Origin of the sequence: Streptomyces sp. NPDC051555 (genome assembly GCF_044454405.1) — a bacterium.
Lineage (GTDB): Bacteria > Actinomycetota > Actinomycetes > Streptomycetales > Streptomycetaceae > Streptomyces.
Map to the genome: position 1 here is coordinate 253,202 of NZ_JBITDP010000003.1, position 21,368 is coordinate 274,569.

Annotated in this window: 13 protein-coding genes; 9 read left to right on the forward strand and 4 right to left on the reverse strand. The window is 69.1% G+C overall.

Annotated features, from left to right (window positions below):
- Positions 1-34: 34 nt before the first annotated feature.
- Genes ACIBEA_RS09610 through ACIBEA_RS09620 form a run of 3 tightly spaced genes read left to right on the forward strand, consistent with a single transcriptional unit; the run spans position 35 to position 2,824 of the window.
- A complete protein-coding gene (locus ACIBEA_RS09610) occupies positions 35-1,381 on the forward strand; it encodes a replication initiator (RefSeq protein WP_399259290.1) in 1,347 nt (448 codons plus the stop codon).
- Positions 1,374-1,559, forward strand: coding sequence for a helix-turn-helix domain-containing protein (locus ACIBEA_RS09615; RefSeq protein WP_329823573.1), 186 nt, complete (start codon positions 1,374-1,376; stop codon positions 1,557-1,559). The genes ACIBEA_RS09610 and ACIBEA_RS09615 overlap by 8 nt, the downstream gene beginning before the upstream one ends.
- On the forward strand, positions 1,556-2,824 hold the full coding sequence (locus ACIBEA_RS09620; protein WP_399259291.1) for a tyrosine-type recombinase/integrase: 1,269 nt from the start codon (positions 1,556-1,558) through the stop codon (positions 2,822-2,824). Before ACIBEA_RS09615 ends, ACIBEA_RS09620 begins: the two co-directional genes overlap by 4 nt.
- A 132-nt stretch (positions 2,825-2,956) precedes the next feature.
- On the opposite strand, the gene ACIBEA_RS09625 is transcribed toward ACIBEA_RS09620, so the two are convergent.
- Both ACIBEA_RS09625 and ACIBEA_RS09630 read right to left on the reverse strand, forming a co-directional pair.
- The gene (locus ACIBEA_RS09625) at positions 2,957-3,532 is read right to left on the reverse strand and encodes a hypothetical protein (RefSeq protein ID WP_399259292.1); all 576 of its coding nucleotides are present in this window, start codon (positions 3,530-3,532) and stop codon (positions 2,957-2,959) included.
- Positions 3,533-3,559: 27 nt separating this feature from the next.
- Positions 3,560-11,074, reverse strand: a complete 7,515-nt coding sequence (locus tag ACIBEA_RS09630) for a polymorphic toxin-type HINT domain-containing protein (protein WP_399259293.1) — start codon at positions 11,072-11,074, stop codon at positions 3,560-3,562.
- A gap of 430 nt (positions 11,075-11,504) precedes the next feature.
- On the opposite strand from ACIBEA_RS09630, the gene ACIBEA_RS09635 reads away from it, so the two are divergent.
- Positions 11,505-14,828, forward strand: coding sequence for a DNRLRE domain-containing protein (locus ACIBEA_RS09635; protein WP_399259294.1), 3,324 nt, complete (start codon positions 11,505-11,507; stop codon positions 14,826-14,828).
- Between the two features lie 333 nt (positions 14,829-15,161).
- Here ACIBEA_RS09635 and ACIBEA_RS09640 read toward each other — a convergent pair whose 3' ends face one another.
- Together ACIBEA_RS09640 and ACIBEA_RS09645 are read right to left on the reverse strand one after the other, a co-directional pair.
- Positions 15,162-16,070, reverse strand: a complete 909-nt coding sequence (locus ACIBEA_RS09640; protein WP_399259295.1) for an SDR family oxidoreductase — start codon at positions 16,068-16,070, stop codon at positions 15,162-15,164.
- 1 nt (position 16,071) lies between these two features.
- Complete coding sequence (locus tag ACIBEA_RS09645) at positions 16,072-16,842, reverse strand: SDR family oxidoreductase (protein WP_399259296.1); 771 nt, start codon at positions 16,840-16,842, stop codon at positions 16,072-16,074.
- A gap of 56 nt (positions 16,843-16,898) precedes the next feature.
- On the opposite strand from ACIBEA_RS09645, the gene ACIBEA_RS09650 reads away from it, so the two are divergent.
- Genes ACIBEA_RS09650 through ACIBEA_RS09670 form a run of 5 tightly spaced genes read left to right on the forward strand, consistent with a single transcriptional unit; the run spans position 16,899 to position 21,314 of the window.
- Entirely contained in the window at positions 16,899-17,657 is a 759-nt protein-coding gene (locus tag ACIBEA_RS09650; RefSeq protein WP_399259297.1) for an enoyl-CoA hydratase family protein, read from the forward strand.
- Positions 17,654-18,520, forward strand: coding sequence for a CoA transferase subunit A (locus ACIBEA_RS09655; RefSeq protein ID WP_399259298.1), 867 nt, complete (start codon positions 17,654-17,656; stop codon positions 18,518-18,520). Before ACIBEA_RS09650 ends, ACIBEA_RS09655 begins: the two co-directional genes overlap by 4 nt.
- Complete coding sequence (locus ACIBEA_RS09660) at positions 18,517-19,287, forward strand: CoA-transferase subunit beta (protein WP_399259299.1); 771 nt, start codon at positions 18,517-18,519, stop codon at positions 19,285-19,287. The genes ACIBEA_RS09655 and ACIBEA_RS09660 overlap by 4 nt, the downstream gene beginning before the upstream one ends.
- Positions 19,287-20,336 carry an NAD(P)H-dependent flavin oxidoreductase gene (locus ACIBEA_RS09665; RefSeq protein WP_399259536.1) on the forward strand — a complete coding sequence of 350 codons (1,050 nt, stop codon included), beginning with the start codon at positions 19,287-19,289 and terminating at the stop codon, positions 20,334-20,336. Before ACIBEA_RS09660 ends, ACIBEA_RS09665 begins: the two co-directional genes overlap by 1 nt.
- Before the next feature lie 30 nt (positions 20,337-20,366).
- Positions 20,367-21,314: a tyrosine-protein phosphatase gene (locus ACIBEA_RS09670; RefSeq protein WP_399259300.1), complete on the forward strand. Its 948-nt coding sequence runs from the start codon at positions 20,367-20,369 to the stop codon at positions 21,312-21,314.
- The last annotated feature ends 54 nt before the right edge of the window (positions 21,315-21,368 follow it).

Here is a 21,368-nt window from a genome sequence, read left to right on the forward strand (position 1 = left end):
CGCGTGTGCCGCAGTGCAGAGAGGTCCCGTCAGCATGCCACCGCACGACCCGACCACCACAATCCCCCGCCCCGAACGCGCCACGGCCGCGCTGCCCGTGTTCACCGGGTACCGCGACCTTCTCAGCCTGGTCCGGCAGCTGTCCTCCCTGGGTGGCTGCGCCCAGCCGATCCGGCTCGAAGGCCAGCGCACCGAGATCGATGCCTTCACCGGCGAGATCCTGCGCGAACTGAAGTCCAAGGACCTGCCCGCCGGGCACCTCCTGGTCCGCTGCGGCAACCGCCGTACCACCCGCTGCCCCTCCTGCGCCGAGCTCTACCGTCAGGACACCTACCAGCTCATCGCCGCCGGCCTGCGCGGCGGCAAGAACATCCCCGACCAGGTCGCCACCCACCCTCGCGTGTTCGCCACGCTCACCGCACCCTCGTACGGCCCCGTCCACGGACGACGCACCGGCAGCTCCGCCCGCTGCCGCTGCGGACGCACCCACACCAAAGGCGACCCGGCCCTCGGCACACCGCTCGACCCCGAGCGGTACGACTACACCGGCGCCGTGCTGTGGAACGCACACGCTCCCGCCCTATGGGCCCGCTTCATGCTCCATCTGCGCCGGACCATCGCCGCCGTGGCCGGCGTCCCGCAGCGTCTGCTGCACAGGTTTGTCCGCGTCTCGTACGCCAAGGTCGCCGAGTACCAGCAGCGCGGACTGATCCACTTCCACGCCGTAATCCGCCTCGACGGCCCCGCAGGCAGCTACACCCCGCCACCCCCGTGGGCCAGCCCCGAACTCTTGACCGACGCCATCCGGATCGCGGCTACCCACGCCTACGTCGCCGGGCCGCAGGTCAACGGTCGTGCCCGCTCCTTCACCTTCGGCGAGCAGGTCGACACAAGGACCATCCGGTCCACGGCCTTCCAGGGCGGCACCACGATCACCGAGGGCAAGGTCGCCGGGTACGTCGCCAAGTACGCCACCAAGGGCACCGAAGCCGCCACCGGCACCCTCGATCACCGCCTGAAGAAGATCACCGACCTCTGGTTCGAGGCCGTACCCGAGCACGCTGCCCGCATGATGCGCACCGCCTGGGCCCTCGGCGCCCGCGACAACCTCAAGCACCTGAACCTGCGCAAGTGGGCCCACATGCTCGGCTTCCGCGGCCACTTCTCCACCAAGACCCGCGCCTACTCCACCACCCTCGGCGCGCTCCGGGCCGCCCGAGCCGCCTGGCGTCGCCGCCACACCCCTCCGCCCTCACCGACCACCCTCGTCCTCGCCCACTGGGCCTACGACGGCACCGGCCTCACTCCCGACCTCGAACGCCTCGCCGCACTCATCGGAGGTAGCCCGACGGGCAAACAGGAGGCAGCGACTCGTGGGTGACGACGAACTCCTCACCGTCCCCGAGGCCATGGCCCGCCTCAAGATCGGCCGCTCCGCCCTCTACGACCTCCTGCGCACCCGCCGCCTCGCCTCCCTGACCATCGGCCGCGCCCGCCGCATCCCCACCCACGCCCTGAAGGACTACGTCCAGCACCATCTGGAAGAGGCCGCCCGATGACCGCGTCCAAGTACAGGAAAGCCCGCGCCAACGGCGAAGGCACCATCTACCAGCGCAAGGACGGCCGCTGGGAAGCCGCCGGCTACGTCCTCGCCGCCGACGGTAGCCGCAAACGCGTCCGCGTCTACGGCACCACCCGCAGGGAAGCGGCCGACAAACTCACCGAGAAGATCGCCGACAGCAACCGCGGTCTCCCCGTCGCCAGCGCCGACAGCACCGTGGGCGACTACCTGACCTACTGGCTGAACGGCGTCGCCGTCCACCGGCTCCGCGAGAACACCCACACCCGCTACGCCACCTGCGTCCGCCTTCACCTCATCCCGGGCCTCGGCACCAAGAAGGTCGCGCGGCTCACCCCCAAGGACGTCCGCACCTTCCTCGACCGCCTCCGTACCACCTGCCAATGCTGCGCCCAGGGGCTGGATACGGAACGGAGGAGGTGCTGCGCGCTCGGCGAGTGCTGCCAGAAGCGGCTGTCGCTCTTGACCGTGACGTACGTGCACTCGGTGCTCAAGTCGGCGCTGGAACACGCAGTCCGCGAAGACGAACTGCCCCGAAACGTCGCCCGCAACGTCCAAAGCACCGCACCACGCCCGAGGCGCTTCCGGCCGCTCACTGCCGCCGAGGCACGCCAGCTCCTGCAAGCGGCCCGGGCCGACCGGCTCCACGCGCTGTACGAACTCGCCCTGCGCACCGGCCTCCGCAAAGGCGAACTCCTCGGCCTCCACTGGGAAGACCTCGACCTCAACGCAGGCACCGCCACCATCCGCCGCTCCCTCCAGCGCACCCGCACCGGCGGGCTCACCCGACTCCCGACCAAGACCCGCGCCTCTGAACGCCGCATCGCCCTCCCCGCCGAATGCATCCGCTCCCTCAAAGAACACGAGGAACGGCAGGGCAGGGAGCGGGGAGAGGCCGGAGCGGGTTGGAAGGACAGCGACCTCGTCTTCACCACCCCGACCGGCACCCCCCTCGACCCCGCCAACCTCACCCGCCGCTTCCGCAGCTTCCTCAGCCGAGCCGGACTCCGCCACATCCGCTTCCACGACCTCCGGCACTCCACCGCGACCCTGCTCCTGGAACAAGGCGTCGACCTCATCGTGATCAAGGAGCTGTTGGGCCACGCACACATCGGCGTCACCGCCGGCGTCTACGCCCACGTAAGGCTCCGCCTCCAACGCCAAGCCATCGATACCCTCGGCAACGCCCTCGGCCCGATCGACGATGAACCGGAAGACCCACCCGCCTCAGCCGTCGTCCGCTGACGTTGCCGTCACCGTTGCCGTCAAACAGAGAAACCGCCGCTGGCGTGTGGCCAGCGGCGGTTCCCCGTATGCGCGGAAGGTTTTTCCCCAGCCGGGAGGAATAGGCGTTTATTTCGAAAGTCGCCTTACCCCTTACAGGTCACCCTGGATTTCCAGCCAGGAACGAACCTCGCTTTCAATCTCTTTGTCTTTGATGTGCGAAGAGACCCACGGGAGAGCCGACAGGATCAGTTCAACATCTTGCAGCCCCGAAAACGCTACCTCACCCATCAGGGTAACTTCACCGCCAACAGGCGCATAGAAATCCTCGCCGGCGTTAAGGTGCTCGACCCTCCGAGTCTCCGATTCCGCGATCGCACGTTCACGCGTGAGGGGAATTTGATGCAGTGCCCACTCGGCAGAACCGTCCGGTGTAAGGATTTGTGGAATGCCGGAAACCGGAGGATCGAATCGCAGGGTAAGCGCTGCGATTCTGAGCATCCAGTAGGCGCCGATCGCAGCCCTAACGCCCCCAAGTTTGACAGCCAGCAGGATGACCTCTGCGGCAAGGTTGAGATCCTCTGTGCGTCGGTCCGAGGTCACGTCTCGGAAGGGAGTGGCGCTGACCTCCAAGGACTCGAAGATCGATAGCCACCACTGCGGCGAGGTACCGTCAGGGAAGCGGCGAGATACCCAGTCCGCAAGCTGCCCTTCAAGGACGCCTCGCATTTCATGAAGATCGGAATCTACCCTCATTTACGGCGCCCTCCCGCCGAAGTCTCGAATAACTGCGAGCGGAATCCTGAGGCCAGCTTGGCCGAAGGCATCCACCCCTTGATTGATGAACGAAGCGGCACACTGGGCGCAGGGCGGCGTGTAGTGACCCGTGAAGTTATCGAACGATGTGACTCTACCGCCACTTCCGATTGTTATCTGCCCAGCACCGATAACCGGAGATCCACCACTGGCTATCGTGTGGTGAATGCCAGGCAAGTCGCGAACCATGTTCAGGCTACCTCGCTCGCCAACCGTCCAGAGATACCTGCCGCCGCCTGCGACTGCCTGCGAGAACTCGGGAGAGCCAGCCGCCATTGCGGACACCCCCTCGAAATCGGCCGCCATCTGCTCGAACGGCAGATCGTCCGGCTTGCTATTGGAAACCGCTCCATTGCCGCAGTTATGGACGAGAACTGCTGTGACCCCCGCCAGCACATAGTACGTGTGGAAGTCGGCGACCGTCAGGTTTCGGACTGCTGCGTGCTGGGCTGTCCAGCGTTTGATTGCCGTAACCTGGACGCGCGTGCCGGTGCTGGTCTTGAGCCACTGGCCCGGCTGGAGGTCGGTGGCGTTCACCCACTTCTTCAGGTCATCGACCCAGAAGGGGTGCTTGTCAGTAGCCGTGATCTTGTCAGTGCTTGAGCCGGCCTCTCCATCGGTGTTGACGGAGATCTCGACGAGGTTCTTGGATCCTTCACCCAGAATCGTGGCCGTTACTTCTTTTTCAGCACTCTGGCCTGTTTCGGGGTCTGTTGCGATGACCTTGTCACCCGGCTCCAGATCTTCTATCGCCTTCGAATCCCCGTTGGCCATGAGGACCACGCTTCCGGGGATGAAGCTGTTGCCGGTCATGCACTTGATCTTGTCGACGAGCTTCTTGCCGGCCGCGGCGAGGCGTTGGCCGCCAGCCGTGGCGAGCAGTCTTCCGCCGGCTTTTGCGGCTAGCTTTCCTAGGCCAGCAGAGGCAGCGGTCGAGAGGCCGCCTATCGCTGCCCCTTCCCCCATATCCTTCAACATCCCCATGACGCTGTGATCAGCGTTTGGGTCCATGAGATTGGTGACCGCTGCGCCTGCTGCTCCGGCGACGGCACCACATCCCACAGCCAGAGCGAAACCAGCGCCTCCGGTGGCTATTCCAGCCACCCCGGCTGCCGCCACGCACGCGGCTCCGACCACTATCTCGGCCGTGAACGAGACGATGAATACCTTGTGCTCGTTCCAGACCTTTTTAGCGTTGCACGAGATGGACCAGCCACAGCCCTTTGGCTTCTTCGGGCTGGGCGCCTTAGCGGAACTTGAGCCACCCTTTCCTGACCCATTCCCGACTCCCGGGGACGGGCGGCTGTAGTTTCGGTCCTCCAGCTGGAACCCGCTGCCGTTGTTCGTCCAGCCGATGTTGTTCTCGCGCATGTAGGCCGAGTCATTGCCGTCGAACGTGATGATCTCTTTGAGACCCGACGGGTCCGACTTGCCGATCGGGTTGCCGCTCGCGTACGAGTAGCCGTTCATCTGCGTCGGGTTGGTGATGTCGATGACCGGGTCGACGGAGATGAAGCGGCCCGTCGTGGAGTCGTATTCGCGGGCGCCGATGTGGGTGAGGGCGGTGGTGTTGTCGTCGTTTCCGGTGCCGAGGAAGGTGCGGCTGCCGGGCCAGTTGGCGGCTTGGGCGCCCCGCGGGTTGCCGTAGGGGTCGGACTTGCGGCGGGTGACCGTTTGGCCCGTGGACTGGGCGACCGAGGTGGTGGCGGTGCCGTGGTGGTCGGACAGCTGGACCGAGAGTTGGTGGCCGGTGTCCTTGCCCTGCGTGCGGCGGACGGTGGTGGCGCCGGCGCCGGCGTAGTAGCGGACGGCGTCGATGGCCTGGCCGGCCTTGTTGACGGTGATCTCGGATTCGCCGAGGTAGAGGGTGCGGCTGCTGCCGTTGTCCTCGATCAGGCGGTTACCTGAGGCGTCGTAGAGGTAGGTCGTGGTGTCGCTGTAGCCCCACTGCTGGTTGGTTCCGTTGTTGCAGGCCCACAGTTTGAGGTCCGTGCCGTCCGTGTCGACTGCCTGCGGCACGTCCACGCACTGGCCCGTCGCCGGGTTCTGGAGCGTCTTGTCACTGGGGTGGTAGACGAACTTCTGCTTGTCGCTGCCGTCACAGGTCGACAGGACCAGGTTCCCGGCGTTGTTCGTGAGGCACTTGCCGAGTGCCCGGACGGTGTCTCCGGTCAGGCGCCACTGCTGTGCCTTGGTCTCGTTGCAGGTCCACAGCTGGATCGGGGTGCCGTCGGTGTCGATCCCGTGGTCGACGTCCAGGCACTTGCCGGACAGGCCCGAGATGGCGACGGCGCCGACCCCGGGGCTGGTGGCGGAGGTGACCTTGTTGCGGCGGTCCCAGTTCAGGGTCTGGGTGTCCCCGCCGATGGTGCGGCGGGTGGTGTTGCCCGAGGTGTCGTAGCCGTAGGTCGACTGGGAGTTGATCGTCGATCCGGGCTTGCGGGTGACCGAGTCGACCTTGGACAGGGCGTGCGGCTGGGTCGTGGTGGTGGGCTGGGTGCCGTTGCCAGTGACCGTGACGCCGTAGGTGTAGTTGTACTCGTCGTCCAGGGCCCCGTTGGTCAGGTCGTGGTCGACGAGCTTGGTGCGGTTGCCGATGGCGTCGAAGGAGTACGACTGCCAGAAGCCGTCACCGTCCGGGCCGGGGGTGACGTCGTTCAGGGAGGGGCCGGTGCAGTTCTCGGTCTTCCCGGTCCAGGCCTGGGTGAGCTGGCCCATCGGGTCGTAGGCGTAGCACTGGCGGTCGGTGCGGGCGCCGGGCTGGCTGTCCGTGATGGAGGTGATGTTGCCGGCAGGGTCGTACTGGTAGGAGACGTCGCTGATCCGGTTGGGGTTGGCGGTCTCCCGGTCCGTGATCGAGTTGGTGATGCGGCCGGTGTTCGCGTTGTAGTTGTTGGTGGTCCACACCCGCTGCGGGGCGCTCCCCGAGGCAGTGCGCAGGACCTCGCCGAAGGGGCTGTAGACGGTGTCGGCGGTGTACCAGGACAGGCCGGACATCGTGATCGGCGCGCCGTCGCCGTTGTAGCGGGTGATCAGCTTCTCGGCGGCCAGGCCACCGGGTGTGGCGGGCAGGGTGGTCGACTGGATCTTGCCGGTGGGCGTGTACGTCGTGCCGTAGGCGTAGGTGCCGGACAGGCCCTTGGCGGCCGGGACGTCCGGGATGGTGATCTTGGAGCCGGTGGGGCGGTACTCGGTGTCGTAGCCGGTGACCTCGCTGGTGAACGGCTTGCCGTCGTAGTAGCGGGTCGAGGCGACGGGCTGGCCCTTGGCGCCCGGGAGGGAGTCGAAGGACCAGGAGGCGACGAGGGGTCCGTCGGCGGCGTCGTCACGGGTCTCGGTCTTGCGGCCGAGGACGTCGTACGTCGTGTACTGGGCGCGGCCGGCGGAGTCCTTGGCCCAGATCTGCTGGTCGAGGTTGTTGTAGCCGAACTCGGCCTGGCCCATGTCCGGGTCGTTGGACGAGGTCATGCGGCCGCGGGCGTCGTAGGTGTAGGTCCAGTTGTTGCCGGCGGGGTCGGTGACCTTCGCGAGCTTGTTGCGGGTGTCGTAGGCGTAGCTGGTGGTGTTCCAGGTGGTCAGGTCGGTGGACGTGGCGTACTGGACCAGCGCGGTGCGGCCGAGGGGGTCGGTCGTGGTCTTGGTGGCGCGGCTGCCGCTGAGCGGGGTCTGGCCGTCGACCGACATCGTCGTGCGGGCGAGCGTGTAGTCGCCCTCGTAGCGCATGGTGTTGGAGGACTGCGGGACGTCCGCGAAGAGCGTCGTCGTGCGGACCGCGCGGCCGAGGCCGTCGTAGGCGGTCTTGGTCGAGTTGGGGACCTTGAAGACGGACTCGGGGACGAAGATGTGCTTGTCCGGGTCGCCGTCCGCGTAGTACCCGTTGTTGGTCTGACGGACGGTGCCGTCCGCGCTGTAGAAGGTGTCCGTGATCAGACGGCCGCCGCCGAGGGCTTCGCCCTGGGACTGGCGCGGGCGCAGCAGACCGTCGTAGATGACGATCGAGTTGGTGTAGCTGCCGTCGTCCTGGAGCGTGCTGCTGGTGACGACCGGCGGCTCGTGCTCAGCGATCTGGTAGGCGAAGGTGTACGCCGCCTTGTCCTTGGACGGGTTCTGCGACGGGGTCCAGACCGCGGTACTGCGACCGAGGTTGTCGTAGGACGTGGTGACCTTACGACCGTTGACATCGGTGGATTCCAGAATGCCGCCGCGGCCCGGGTCGCCCTTGGCCACCGACACGTGGCCGGCGACGTTGGTCGTCGTCACGCCGAAGACCGGGCCGGTGGCCGGGCTGAACGTCGTGGACGTGGCCTTGCCCGACGCGTCGTACGTCTTGACGGTCCGCCCGAGGGCGTCGTACTCGTTGCGCGCCGCCGTGATCCAGCCGGTCCCGGCCGCGTCGTTGGTGTCGACCTGGTAGGCCAGCCCCTTGACCGGAGCGGTCCCGAAGGCGTTCACCGCGTCGTAGGAGGTGCGGCTGTCGGACAGCATCGCAGCGGTGCCGGACTGTGCGCAGTCGCCGGCCGTGGTGCGGATCCGCTGCGGAAGCCCGATCAGGTTCTTGGCGGGGTTGTGGATGTAGGTGGTGGTGGCGCACTTCTGGTCGAAGGTCGTCCAGCCACCCGTCCCGTTCGGGGTGAGCGCCTCACTCTGTGCGGTCACGGCGAGGCCGTAGACCGGTTCGACGGTGGTCTTCGTGCGGCTGATCCGGGTCGCGCCGCCGCTGATCGTCTGGATCTTGTCGGTACGAGGGGTGCTGACCCGGTAGGCGTCGAGCGGGGTGGTGCCGTCGCGCGGACGGGAGCCGGTCTTCTGGTTCTCCGTCCAGGTCAGCGTGCGTGCGACGATGCTGCCGCCCGCCTTGGTGTAGGTGATGTCCTCGAAGGCCCGGCCTTGGTAGGGAAGGAGGTCCTCGCCGAGGTCCTCCGTGCCCGTGGAGTCCTTGACGGTGATCTTCGGGCGTCCCGCGTCGGCGGACATGCCGCGGAAGTAGCGGGTCCGGGTCTGGGACTCCTCGGTGGCCTCCGCGCCGCCGGTGTTCGCGGTGACGCCCTTCTTGACCACGACGCTCGCGTAGCCGCGCCACTGGCTGTACGTACGCCGCTCGGGCTTGGAGAACTCGTCGGTGTCCTTGCCCCAGGCCGCGTCACCTTCGTAGGTGTAGTTGGTGACGGTCTCGTCCTGGCGAGCGACGCGGTCCTTCTCGGTGACCCGCTCGACGACGTACTTGTTGAACCACTGCAGCGGCGGCGTTTCCAGTTCCGAGTCGGGTGACCAGTGGACCGGGTAGCAGCGGGTGGTGTTCTCCTCCGGCTTGGGGTGGGTTCCACCGACCGGGCACGGGGCGGAGTAGTCGGCGCGGACCTCACCGCCCGTCTCGGTGCGGATGGTCTCCACGCGAAGGCGGTCGAAGTCGGGGGTGGCGTCGCTCGCGCTGGTCGCGACCCGGTTGGGCATGTCCTTGACGTTGGCGAGGAAGGAGACCGGCGGCAGCGTGGTGCTGCGCTGGTTGCCGTTCTCGTCCTTGCCGGTGCCGTAGCCCGTGCGGGTGATGGACTCCAACCAGAGCGGCGGGTGGGTGTCCGTGCGCTGCCTGGGGAAGGACTGGGTGAGGTTCCACCGGTCGACGAGCGAGAGCTCGGTGGAGCCCTCGGTGCGCTGGGCGTAGGTGGTGACGGCGGTCAGCCGCTTACGGGTCCAGAAGGTCGGCGAGGAGTTGTAGCAGTCCTTGTCGGCGGCCTTGCAGTAGAGGGTGGAGGGGGTGTCCCACCAGGGCTGCTTGTCCTCGTAGTTCTTGGATTCGAACTCGGTGTCCGAGCAGGTGGTCTTGCCCTCCTTGATGCACCGCTCGTCGACCTTGAACTCGACCTTGCCGGCCGGGGCGCCGGAGAGGTTGTCGGAGCGCAGGCCGTAGGTGATCTGGGTGGGGTAGCCGGCGCGGTCGTAGGCGACCTTCGCCTTGGTCTTCTGGTTCTTGGCGTAGCTGTTGGTTTCCTTGGCCCAGTCGATGATCATCGCGTTGCCGTGGACGTCCTCGACGTAGTCGAGGTTCCAGCGCCAGGCCTGGGTGCAGGAGGAGTCGGCGTAGGCGGCCTGGTAGCAGGGCTCGCCGGGGTGGTTGCCGAAGACGGGAACGCTCAGGACGGAGTTCGTGACCGGGCGGCTGCCCGCGCCGTCCACGTCGTGGCGGCCGAAGTAGTAGCGGGTGCCCTCGCGCGTGGTGACGACCCAGTACTCGCCGTCCTTCGCGCCGTTGGGGATGGAGGCGTCCGTCTTGCGCTCGATCTTCGAGCCGTCGTCGGAGGACGGGATCCACTGACCGGTGGTGGCATCGTGGACCAGCTCGGTGGTGCTGCCGCCGAGCGACATCACCACGTTGTCACCGGCCCAGCACAGGTCGCCCTTCTTCTTGTCCGTCGTGTTGTCGTTGTTCGGCTTGCCCGACGTCGCCTTCAGGTCGTCGGAGCAGGAACGGTAGCGTCGTTCGATGTATCCGGGTTCGTAGCCCCACCCGTCACCGACCCAGGAGGCCTGGCCGTTGGCGACCGACGTCTTGCCGTCCACGGCCTGCGAGGAGTACGAGAAGCCGACCTTCGGCGCGGGGCCGGCGGGGGGCGCGGGCACGGTCAGCGGGTAGCTCCAGGAGAACCCGCCGCCACTTCCGCCCGCGGACCAACTGCCCGATGCGGCGAGCGAGGTCGCCTTGTACGTGCCGCCCGCGCCGGAGCCCGAGTCGGAGGCTGCGAGGACCATCGGGCCTCCGCCGCCGACCGCCATAGTGCGCATGCCCTGGCCCGGCGCGGTGGCGGGGTCGACGGTGGCGCGGACGGTGCCGGTGCTCGGGTCGTTCGTGCTGGGGACGTCCTTCGCGGTGGTGCACTCGGGGACGTCGGGGGTGCGCAGGAAGCACTCCGGGAGCTGCTTCAGCTCCAGGCGGGAGGACCATTCGGTGCCGAAGAGGTCTTCGAACTTCTTGTAGTCCAGCTGGACGTCGACGGGCGTCGAACCGGAGTCCGGGGGCGTGACCTTGATGATCGCGCCGTCGTCGACGACGGCGGCGGATTCGTTGGCGGGGCGGGCCTCGATCGAGACCTTCCACGTCCCGGACGGGGCCGCCGGGTTGGGGTTCGCCTCGGTGGGCGAGGCCTTGCCGATGCTCACCGGCAGAGCTCCGGCCGGCATCAACTTGGTGCCGTCCGTCGGGTTCAACGGCACATTGGCCCAGTCCACCGCAGGCGTGGCCACCTTGGTGGGCTCGTACTCGGCCGGAGACTGCACGGGCGCGCCGTCCCAGCCTTCCAGTTTCGCTGCGGCGACCTTGTCGAGCTTGGCCTTCATCTCCTTCTGGAGACCCGGCAGTTCGATGCCCCCGCGATCACCCGGTGGTGCGGCCCAGGCCGCACTGGGCAAGAGCCCGGCGACGAGGAGCACCGAGAGGACGACCCCGGTGCGTCTTGCCATGCGACCGCGCACGGCACTCGCCTTCCCATTTCTGGGCAGGCGGAAGTTGTTCGCCGAGAACGGCGACATGTGGACCCCCCCACGCTCTGCCAGCCGCGCCTACGGGCATACGGATGACAGGAAACTGACAAATTTGCAGTTGATTCTGCGTGTGCGGGCGGCAATAAATCCATAGGCAGATCACCAATGTGGCCATGATCACTTTATTGCCAATAAATATGCACACAAAATGGTATGTATCAGTTCATATTGACCCTCGATTAACACGTAACAGGGGTGACGAAATGGGCCTCATGGTTCATGCTCACCTCGCACATTTACGCGCGAGGGGCGAGTGGGGAGCGGACCCTTCATTTCCAGCCGTAATGGCTGAACTATCGCTAGTTCCGAGGGCTGCACATCCGCGCGCCCGAGGGGGGAGAAGAACATCGTGGCCATCAGTGAGTCGACGGACGAGAATCCGCCAAATCTGGAATCTGATAAGGGAGTTGCGCCACCGGCCACCGGCCCGCGCAAGCGCCGCAAGGCCGTGGGCGCGCTGGCCGCGCTGCTGGCCGTGGCCATCGCCGTGCCCGTCGGATTCCAACTGACGAAGAGTGCGCCCAGGAGCGACGCGAAGCCGCAGGCCGATGGGGGTGCGCCGGTCACGGCGGCGCAAGCGCGGCAGCGGGCGAAGGAGTCCGGCAAGGAGGTCGAGGTCACGGCCGACCGGACCGCGAACACCACGACCTGGGCGCAGCCTGGTGGGACGTTCAAGGCGCGGGTGTTCAACAGTGCGATTCGAGCCAAGGTCGGTGACGACTGGAAGCCCATCGACACGAACCTGCAGCGCGTTGAGGGCGGGTACGCGCCGAAGGCGGTCAACGGCCGGGTCCTCTTCAGCGCGGGGAGCAAGCCCGCTCCGGTGGCAGGTTCCGACGGTCAGCGGGCCTCGCGTTCCCTCTCTCGCGGCAGCCTCTCGCAGGCATCGTTCGCCGCTACCGCGACGACCACCGTGTCGCCGGCCGCGGTCGCCGCGCCCGCTCCCGGCACCGCCTGGACCGAGCTCGTCCGCCTCACCGCCGACGGCCACGACATCGCCGTGAGCTGGCCCGGAGCGCTGCCCGAGCCGGTCATCGACGGTCCGCGCGCGCTGTACGAGAACATCCGCCCGGGCATCGACCTGCTGATGACGGCCCAGGACGGTGGGTACTCCCACCTGGTCATCGTCAAGGACAAGCAGGCCGCCGCCGACCCGCTGCTCGGCGAGTTGAACTACCGCCTGTCCTCCCCCGACCTCACCTTCGCCCTCGACGAGCCATCAGGAGCGGTCAGCGCCCGTAACGCCGAGAACACGGAGATCGCCGGCGCCCCCACCCCCTACATGTGGGACTCCGCCGGCAAGGTCGCCGTCACCGAGGGCGAGGCCAAGCCCACCCCGGGCCCGGCCGCCAAGGACCACCCCTCGCTCGGCCTGCCCGGCATCCGCGGCGCCGAGGGCGCGCACACCGCCGTGGCCAAGGCGGGGCTCACCGCCGCCGACAACGCGAGCTTGCTCAGCATCACCCCGGACCGCGGTCTCTTCGACGACGCCGACACCCGCTACCCCGTCTTCGTCGACCCCTCCTTCAAGGGGCACAAGCAGGCCTGGACCCTGCTCTACAAGACGGAAGGGTCCTCCAGCTTCTACAACGGACAGAACTACAACGCGGGCGGCGCCAGCGAAGCCCGCGTCGGTTACGAATCATCTTCCGGCGGCACGTCCCGCTCGGTATTCAATTTCGAATTCAACACCGCTTTGAACGGCGCTGTCATCAAGTCGGCCTACCTTCGGGCCCTGGAAACGTATTCGTGGTCCTGCGAACCGAAGCCGTTCGACGTATACCTCACCCCCCTCATCAACAGCTCCAGCACGTGGAACAACACCAGTAACGACCCCAACTTCTGGAGCAGTCGGATCGCCACCGGCAGCGCAGCGTTCGGTTACAAGAGCGAATGCCCGGACAACTGGGTCGGCGTCGACATCAAGAGCGTCGCCGAACGGGCGGCCACCAACAAGTGGCCCGCCGTGGGCATCGCGCTCCGCTCGCCGAACGAGTCCGACCCCTACCTCTGGAAGAAGTTCCAGGCCAACGGTGAGAGCGCTCCGTTCATCGAGGTCGAGTACAACAAGCCCCCGGACACCCCGGTCCAGGCGAACATGAGCACCTTCCCCGGCGGTCCCTGCACCACCCGTGCGCCGTTCACCAAGGTCGGCAAGTCCAACGTGACCTTCCAGACCAAGGCCACCGACGGCGACGGCAACCTCAAGCAGATCCAGTTCCGCTTCTGGTCCGCCGACGGCACCCAGTCCATCCCCGCCGAGACGAAGGACACCAACAGCGACGGCGTCGCGACCGTCCAGCTCCCGTGGGACAAGTTCACCCCCGGCAAGACGTACTACTGGCTCGCCCAGGCCATCGACGCCGACGGCTGGTGGTCGGGCAGCGGCCCCAACGACTCCGGCGGCGGCGGATGGTGCACCTTCACCGTCGACCACACCGCGCCCAACCCCCCGGCCGTCCGCTCCGACGACTTCCCCGCGCCCGGCCCCGATGGCGCCGAGTGGAGCAAGAACCCCTTCGGCCCCGGCAAGATCACCGTCACCGGCGGCGGCACCGCGGCAGCTGACATCCGTGAGTACCAGTGGAGCCTGAACCGCTCCGGCATGAACTCGAAGGCCGTCCCCGCTGCCGGCCAGGACGCCGTCACCCTCGACATCACCCCCGACAACACCGGCCCGAACATCCTCTACGTCCGCACCGTCAACCAGGCCGGGAACGTCTCCACGACCATCACCCACCTCTTCTACGTCCGCCCGGGCGCCGGCCAGGACAAGCCGGGTGACGTCACCGGCGACGGCTACACCGACACCTTCGCCATCGACCCCGCGGGCAACCTGCGCACCTACGCCGGCGACAAGACCGGTGACATCGACGCCTGGCTGCCCGGCGCCACCGACGCCGGCAAGCCCGTACCCGCCGGGTACTGGAAGGAACCGGCCACTGGCAAGAGCGCGCTGATCACGCACTCCACCGACCTGTTCCCCGGCGACGGCCTCACCGACCTCATCGCCCGGATGCCCGACGGCAAGCTCTACGTCTACCCCGGCGACGGCCTCGGCCACGTCGACATCAGCCGCCGCCTGGAGATCCTGCTGCCCGCCGGATCCCCGAACATCGCCACCCTCACCCAGATCATCGGGGGCGAGGACGTCACCGGTGACGGCATGCCCGACTTCTTCGCCCTCGGCGACGACGGCGACACCTTCTGGGCCTTCACCGGCTATACGGGCGCCAGCTTCGGCTCCGTCAAGCAGATCGGCGGCGCCGGCTGGAAGCAGCGCGACATCGTCGGGGTGCGGGACATCTCCGGCGACGGCGTCGCCGACCTGATCTTCCGCGACGAGTCCATGGCCAACCGCGGCCTCGCCCTGCGCAAGGGCAAGCCGGGCGCGAGCGGCGGAGTCGACCTCGCCTCCCTCGCCTCGGAGGCCGCGTCCAACGGAGCCAAGGACATCACCTACGGCGCCAGCGGCTGGAACCGCGCCACCTGGCCCCTCGTCCGCGGCGTCCCCGACCTCACCGGCGACGGCATCCCCGACCTCTACCTCACCAACGCCAACGGCTACCTCTACCTCTACAAAGGCGGCACCGCAGCCCTCGGCGGACCCGCCGTCGGCACCGGCGGCAACGTCGGCGAGGACGGCTGGAACACCTTCCCCGCCATCGGATAGCCACACCACGATGCGATGCGCCTGCCCGGAGCGGCCCTCCGGCGGGCGCATCGCCGTATCCGCGCGCTGAATCGCCTCTATCGCTGGCGGAGCCAAATCCAGCCCGCCCGGCGATTGAGGGCCCGTCGGAGGCAGCGTCAGCCGCCCACGACGCCAAGGCCTCAATCGCCAGCCCGGCTCTCCCTCCGGGGGCGCCTCAAACGCCGGCGAGGCTGGGTTTGGCCCTGCCGACGGGCCAGCTCACACCGGACCGGCACCAGCCAAACCCAGCCCGCCCGGCGATTGAGGGCAGCAAGGCCCGCCGGAGGCTGTGCCCCGCCGACCCGAACCGGGCTACTGGGCCCCGTACACCGCCTGCGGGGCCTCCGCCGCCGTCAGGAGTTTGGCCGCTGCCTCGCCCGCTTCCGTCGGGGTCCAGCGGGAGGCGCGGGACGCGGTGGGGCCCGGGCGCCATCCCTCCATGACCGTGATGCGGCCGCCTTCCGCTTCGAAGACGCGGCCCGTGACTCCGGCCGAGGCGTCGGAGCCGAGCCAGACGACCAGCGGGGAGACGTTCTCCGGGGCCATCGTGTCGAAGGCTCCGGCGGCGGGGGCGGCCATGGTCTGCGCGAAGGTCTGCTCCGTCATCCGGGTCCGCGCCGCCGGGGCGATCGCGTTGACCTGGACCCCGTAGCGGCCCATCTCCGCCGCCGCGACCAGAGTCATGCCCAGGATCCCCGCCTTCGCGGCGCTGTAGTTGCCCTGCCCGACCGAGCCCAACAGCCCGGCTCCGGATGAGGTGTTGACGACCCGGGCGGCGACGGGCCGCCCCGCCTTCGCCTCGGCCCGCCAGTGCGCGGCCGCGTGCTTCAGCGGCAGGAAGTGCCCCTTGAGGTGGACCCGCATCACCGCGTCCCAGTCGTCCTCGTCCAGGTTCACGAGCATCCGGTCCCGCAGGAACCCCGCGTTGTTGACCAGGGTGTCGAGCCGCCCGAAGGCGTCCAGGGCGCACTCGACCAGCGAGGACGCACCCTCCGTCGTGGCGATGTCGCCGCCGTGGGCCACCGCCTCGCCGCCCAGCGCCCGGATCTCCGCCACCACCAGCGCCGCCGGGGCGTCAGGCCCGGGCCGCCCGTCGAGGCCCACCCCGAGGTCGTTGACGACGACCCGCGCGCCCTCCGCCGCGAAGGCCAGCGCGTGGGCCCGGCCCAACCCGCGCCCCGCACCCGTCACGATCACTACCCGGTCTTCGGCAAGTCCCATGTCACGTCTCCTTGTTGGCGGTTGCGGCGTCCAGGAAGGCGGGGCGTTCGCCGCCGCCGTGCAGCAGCAGGCTCGCGCCGCTCACGTACGCGGCCCGGTCGGAGGCGAGGAAGACGGCCGCCGCGCCCACGTCGGCGGGTTCGGCCAGCCGACCGAGCGGGACGGTCGCGCCGACGGCGGCGATCCCGTCCTCGTCCCCGTAGTGCAGGTGGGACAGTTCGGTGCGGACCATGCCCAGCACGAGGGTGTTGACCCGTACGTCGGGCGCCCACTCGACGGCCATCGAGCGGGCCAGGTTCTCCAGCCCCGCCTTGGCGGCCCCGTAGGCGGCGGTGCCGGGTGAGGGGCGGGTGCCACTGACGCTGCCGATCATGACCACCGAGCCGCGCGCCTCCCGCAGCCACGGGTACGCGGCGAGCGAGGCGGTCAGCGGGGCGGTCAGGTTGAGGGCGATCACCCGCGCGTGCTGCTCAGCCTCACTCTCCCCCTCGCCGAGCAGCCGGTACGGGGTCCCGCCCGCATTGTTGACCAGGCAGTCCAGCCGCCCGTACCGCTCGGCGACGACTCCGAAGAACTCCCCCACCGCCACCGGGTCCCGCAGGTCGACGGGGGTGAAGTGGGCCTCTCGGCCATCCACCCGCACCGCTTCCTCCGGCGGACGCCGCGCGCATACGACGACCCGCGCGCCCGCCGCGAGGAACGACCGGGCGATGCCGGCGCCGACGCCCCGGGTGCCGCCGGTGACGACGACGACCCTCCCGTCCAGCTCCATAGGCTGCTACCTTCCTCCCCTAACAAACGTTTGGTGGAAAGGTAGCTGATCCGCTCATGGGTGTCTCCACCGCAAGCCCCGACAAGGGCATCGCACTCGTCACAGTCGACTTCCCACCGGTCAACGCCCTTCCCGTGCAGGGCTGGTACGACCTCGCCGACGCCCTGCGCGCCGCGGGCCGCGACCCCGAGGTCCGCTGCGTGGTGCTCGCCGCCGAGGGGCGCGGTTTCAACGCGGGCGTCGACATCAAGGAGATGCAGCGCGATACCGAGCGAGGCGGGCACGGCGCGCTCATCGGGGCCAACCGCGGCTGCTACGAGGCCTTCGCCGCCGTATACGAGTGCGAGGTCCCGGTGGTCGCCGCGGTGCACGGCTTCTGCCTGGGCGGTGGCATCGGCCTCGTCGGCAACGCCGACGCGATCGTGGCCAGCGACGACGCCACCTTCGGGCTGCCGGAGCTGGACCGGGGCGCGCTCGGCGCGGCCACCCACCTCTCGCGGCTGGTGCCCCAGCACCTGATGCGCGCCCTGTACTACACCTCGCACACCGCCACGGCCGCCGAGCTGCACGCGCACGGCTCGGTCTGGAAGGTGGTCCCGCGCGAGGGGCTGCGCGCGGCGGCCCTGGAGCTCGCCGCCGAGATCGCGCTCAAGGACGGCTACCTCATCCGCCTGGCGAAGGCGGCCATCAACGGCATCGACCCCGTGGACGTCCGGCGCAGCTACCGCTTCGAGCAGGGCTTCACCTTCGAGGCCAATCTCAGCGGGGTCGCCGACCGGGTCCGCGACACCTTCGGAGGCGAGGAACGCTCATGACCGACAAGACCATGACCCCCGACGAGGTGGTCGCACGGCTGCGCAGCGGAATGACCATCGGCATCGGCGGCTGGGGCTCGCGGCGCAAGCCGATGGCCCTGGTCAGGGCGTTGCTCCGGTCCGAGATCACCGATCTCACCGTCATCTCCTACGGCGGCCCCGACGTCGGCCTGCTGGCCGCCGCCGGGAAGATCCGCAAGCTGGTGGCCGCCTTCACCACCTTGGACTCCATCCCCCTGGAGCCCCATTTCCGGGCCGCCCGCGAGCGCGGCGCCTTCGCCCTCACCGAGATCGACGAGGCCATGTTCATGTGGGGGCTGACCGCCGCCGCGAACCGGCTGCCCTTCCTGCCCGTCCGGGCGGGCCTCGGCTCCGACGTCATGCGGGTCAATCCCGAACTGCGCACGGTGACCTCGCCCTACGCCGACGGCGAGGAGTTCGTCGCCGTACCCGCCCTGCGCATGGACGCGGCCCTGGTCCACGTGAACCGCGCCGACCGCACCGGCAACGGCCAGTACCTGGGCCCCGACCCCTACTTCGACGACCTCTTCTGCGAGGCTGCGGACAGCGCTTACGTCTCCTGCGAGCGGCTCGTCGAGACGGCGGAGCTGACCCGTGGGGCGGCACCGCAGACCCTGCTCCTCAAGCGGCACTCGGTCACCGGAGTCGTCGAGACCCCGCACGGCGCGCACTTCACCACCTGCGCCCCCGACTACGAGCGCGACGAGCCCTTCCAGAAGGCGTACGCCGCCGCGGCCGCCGACCCGGCCGCCTGGGCGGAGTTCACCGCCCGCTTCCTGTCCGGCAACGAGAAGGCCTACCAGTCCGCCGTCCAGGCCTGGCACGAGGAGCAGTCGAAGTGACGACAGCGACCACCCCCGAGGCGTCCGCCACCCAGACACCCACCCGCGCCGACTACTGCGTCATCGCCTGCGCCGAGGCCTGGCGGGACAACGGCGAGGTACTCGCCAGCCCCATGGGCCTGATCCCCTCGATCGGCGCCCGCCTGGCCCGCCGCACCTTCTCCCCCGACCTGCTGCTGACCAACGGCGAGGCGTTCCTGGTCGGCCCGGACGGCTCCACCGAGGGCTGGCTGCCCTACCGCCAGCACCTGGCCATGGTCACCGGCGGCAAACGGCACGTGATGATGGGCGCCAGCCAGATCGACCGCTTCGGCAACCAGAACATCTCCTGCATCGGAGACTGGGAGCAGCCCGCCCGCCAGCTGCTCGGCGTGCGCGGCGCACCCGTCAACACACTCAACAACCCGGTCAGTTACTGGATCCCCAAGCACTCCTCGCGGGTGTTCGTGGAGCAGGTGGACATGGTCTCGGGCGTGGGCTACGACCGCGCCGCCGCGGCGGGCCCCTCCGCGACCCGCTTCCACCGCATCCCCCGCGTGGTGACCAACCTCGGGGTCTTCGACTTCGAGACCCCGGACCGGTCGATGCGGATCGCCTCCCTGCACCCGGGGGTGAGCGTCGAGGAGGTCCGCGCCGCCACCGGCTTCGACCTCATCGGGGCCACCGATCCGCCCACGTACACCCGCGAGCCCAGCGCCGCCGAACTGCGCCTCATCCGCGAGGAGCTCGACCCCCGCGCCACCCGGCTGCGCGAGGTGCCGGCGTGATGGAGACCGCCCTCACCAAGCTCGTCGGCATCGAGCACCCGATCGTCCAGACGGGCATGGGCTGGGTCGCGGGCCCGCGCCTGGTGTCCGCCACCGCCGATGCGGGCGCGCTCGGCATCCTGGCCTCCGCGACGATGACCGTCGACCAACTGCGCAGCGCGGTGCGGGAGGTCAAGTCCCGTACGCGGGCGCCCTTCGGGGTCAACCTGCGGGCCGACGCCGGGGACGCGGCCGAGCGGGCCCAGTTGATCATCGACGAGGGGGTCCGGGTCGCGTCCTTCGCGCTGGCGCCCTCCAAGGAGCTGATCGCGCGGCTCAAGGACGCGGGCGTGGTGGTGATCCCGTCCATCGGGGCCCGGCGCCATGCGGAGAAGGTCGCGGCCTGGGGCGCGGACGCGGTGATCGTGCAGGGCGGGGAGGGCGGCGGGCACACCGGGGACGTGGCGACGACCGTGCTGCTGCCGCAGGTGGTGGACGCGGTGGACATCCCGGTGATCGCGGCGGGCGGCTTCCACGACGGGCGCGGCCTGGTCGCGGCCCTCGCCTTCGGGGCGGCGGGCATCGCGATGGGCACCCGCTTCCTGCTGACCTCCGATTCGACCGTCCCGGACCCGGTCAAGGCCCGCTACCTCGCGGCCGGGGTCAAGGACGTCACGGTGACGACCGCCGTGGACGGGCTGCCGCACCGGATGCTGCGCAGCGAGCTGGTCGTCGCGCTGGAGCGGGCGGGCCGTACCCGGGCGCTGGCCAAGGCGGTCCGGCACGCGGCGTCCTTCCGCCGGATCTCGGGCCTGAGCTGGCCGCAGATGGTCCGTGACGGGCTCGCGATGAAGCACGGCAAGGACCTGTCCTGGAGCCAGGTCCTGCTCGCCGCCAACACCCCCATGCTCCTCAAGGCGTCCATGGTCGAGGGCCGTACGGACCTCGGCGTCATGGCATCCGGCCAGGTCGCGGGCGTGATCGAGGACCTTCCGTCCTGTGCGGAACTCGTCAGCCGCGTCATGGCCGAGGCACACGCAGTGCTCCGCGCCCTGCCTCCGGCAGGGTGATCCCCCTTCTCCCCTTCAGGAGTCGCACCGATGAGCCGTGCCCGAATCCGCCTGGCGGCGACCGGAGTGCTTCTCTCCGCACTCGCCGTCGGCACCCTCCCGGCCGCCGCGTACGCCGCGCCGACGCCGGCCACCGCCCCCACCACGGCCCGGCACCCCCATTACCCCCAGCAGCAGGCGGACACGATCCGCCGGATCCCGCTCCAGGGCGCGGTCAACGTCCGTGACATCGGCGGGTACCGCACCCTCCTCGGCGGCCAGGTCCGCCAGGGGCTCGTCTACCGCGGCGACGCGCTGGGCAAACTGACCGACGCGGACCTCACCACGGTCTCCGGTCTCGGCCTCACGAAGGTCGTCGACTTCCGCATTCCGATGGAGGTGCAGTACGACGGGGCCGACCGGCTCCCGGCGGGACTGACCTCCACCTCGCGCCAGGTCAGCGACCGGGGCCTGTACGGGTTCCTGGTGGGCGCGATCGCCACCGGCGACCCGGTCAAGCAGGAGCAGATGCTCGGTGGTGGCCGCGCCGAGGCCTACATGCGCGAGGTCTACCGCACCTTCGTCACGAACCCGGACAGCCGGGCCCAGTTCGCGGCGACGCTGCGGGACATCGCGGACGGCAAGCAGGGGCCGCTGCTCTACCACTGCACGTCGGGCAAGGACCGGACGGGCTGGCTCAGCTACGTCCTGCTGCGGGCGCTGGCCGTGCCGACGGCCACGGCCGAGCAGGACTACCTGGCCTCGAACACCTTCCGGGCGGCGTACGACGCCCAGGTCCGGGCGGGGCTCAAGCAGTCCGGCCGGATGCAGGACCCGGACCTGCTGATACCGCTCCAGGAGGTCCGCCAGGACTACCTGGACACGGCGACGGCGCAGCTGGAGGCCGACTACGGCAGCTTCTACGGCTACCTGACGGACGGCCTCGGGCTGGACCTGCGGACCCTGGCGAAGCTCCAGGTCAAGCTCGTCCGCTCGTAGCACGCACGCGGTACACACGCGAAAACGCCGGGCAGCGCACAGTACGTGCGCTGC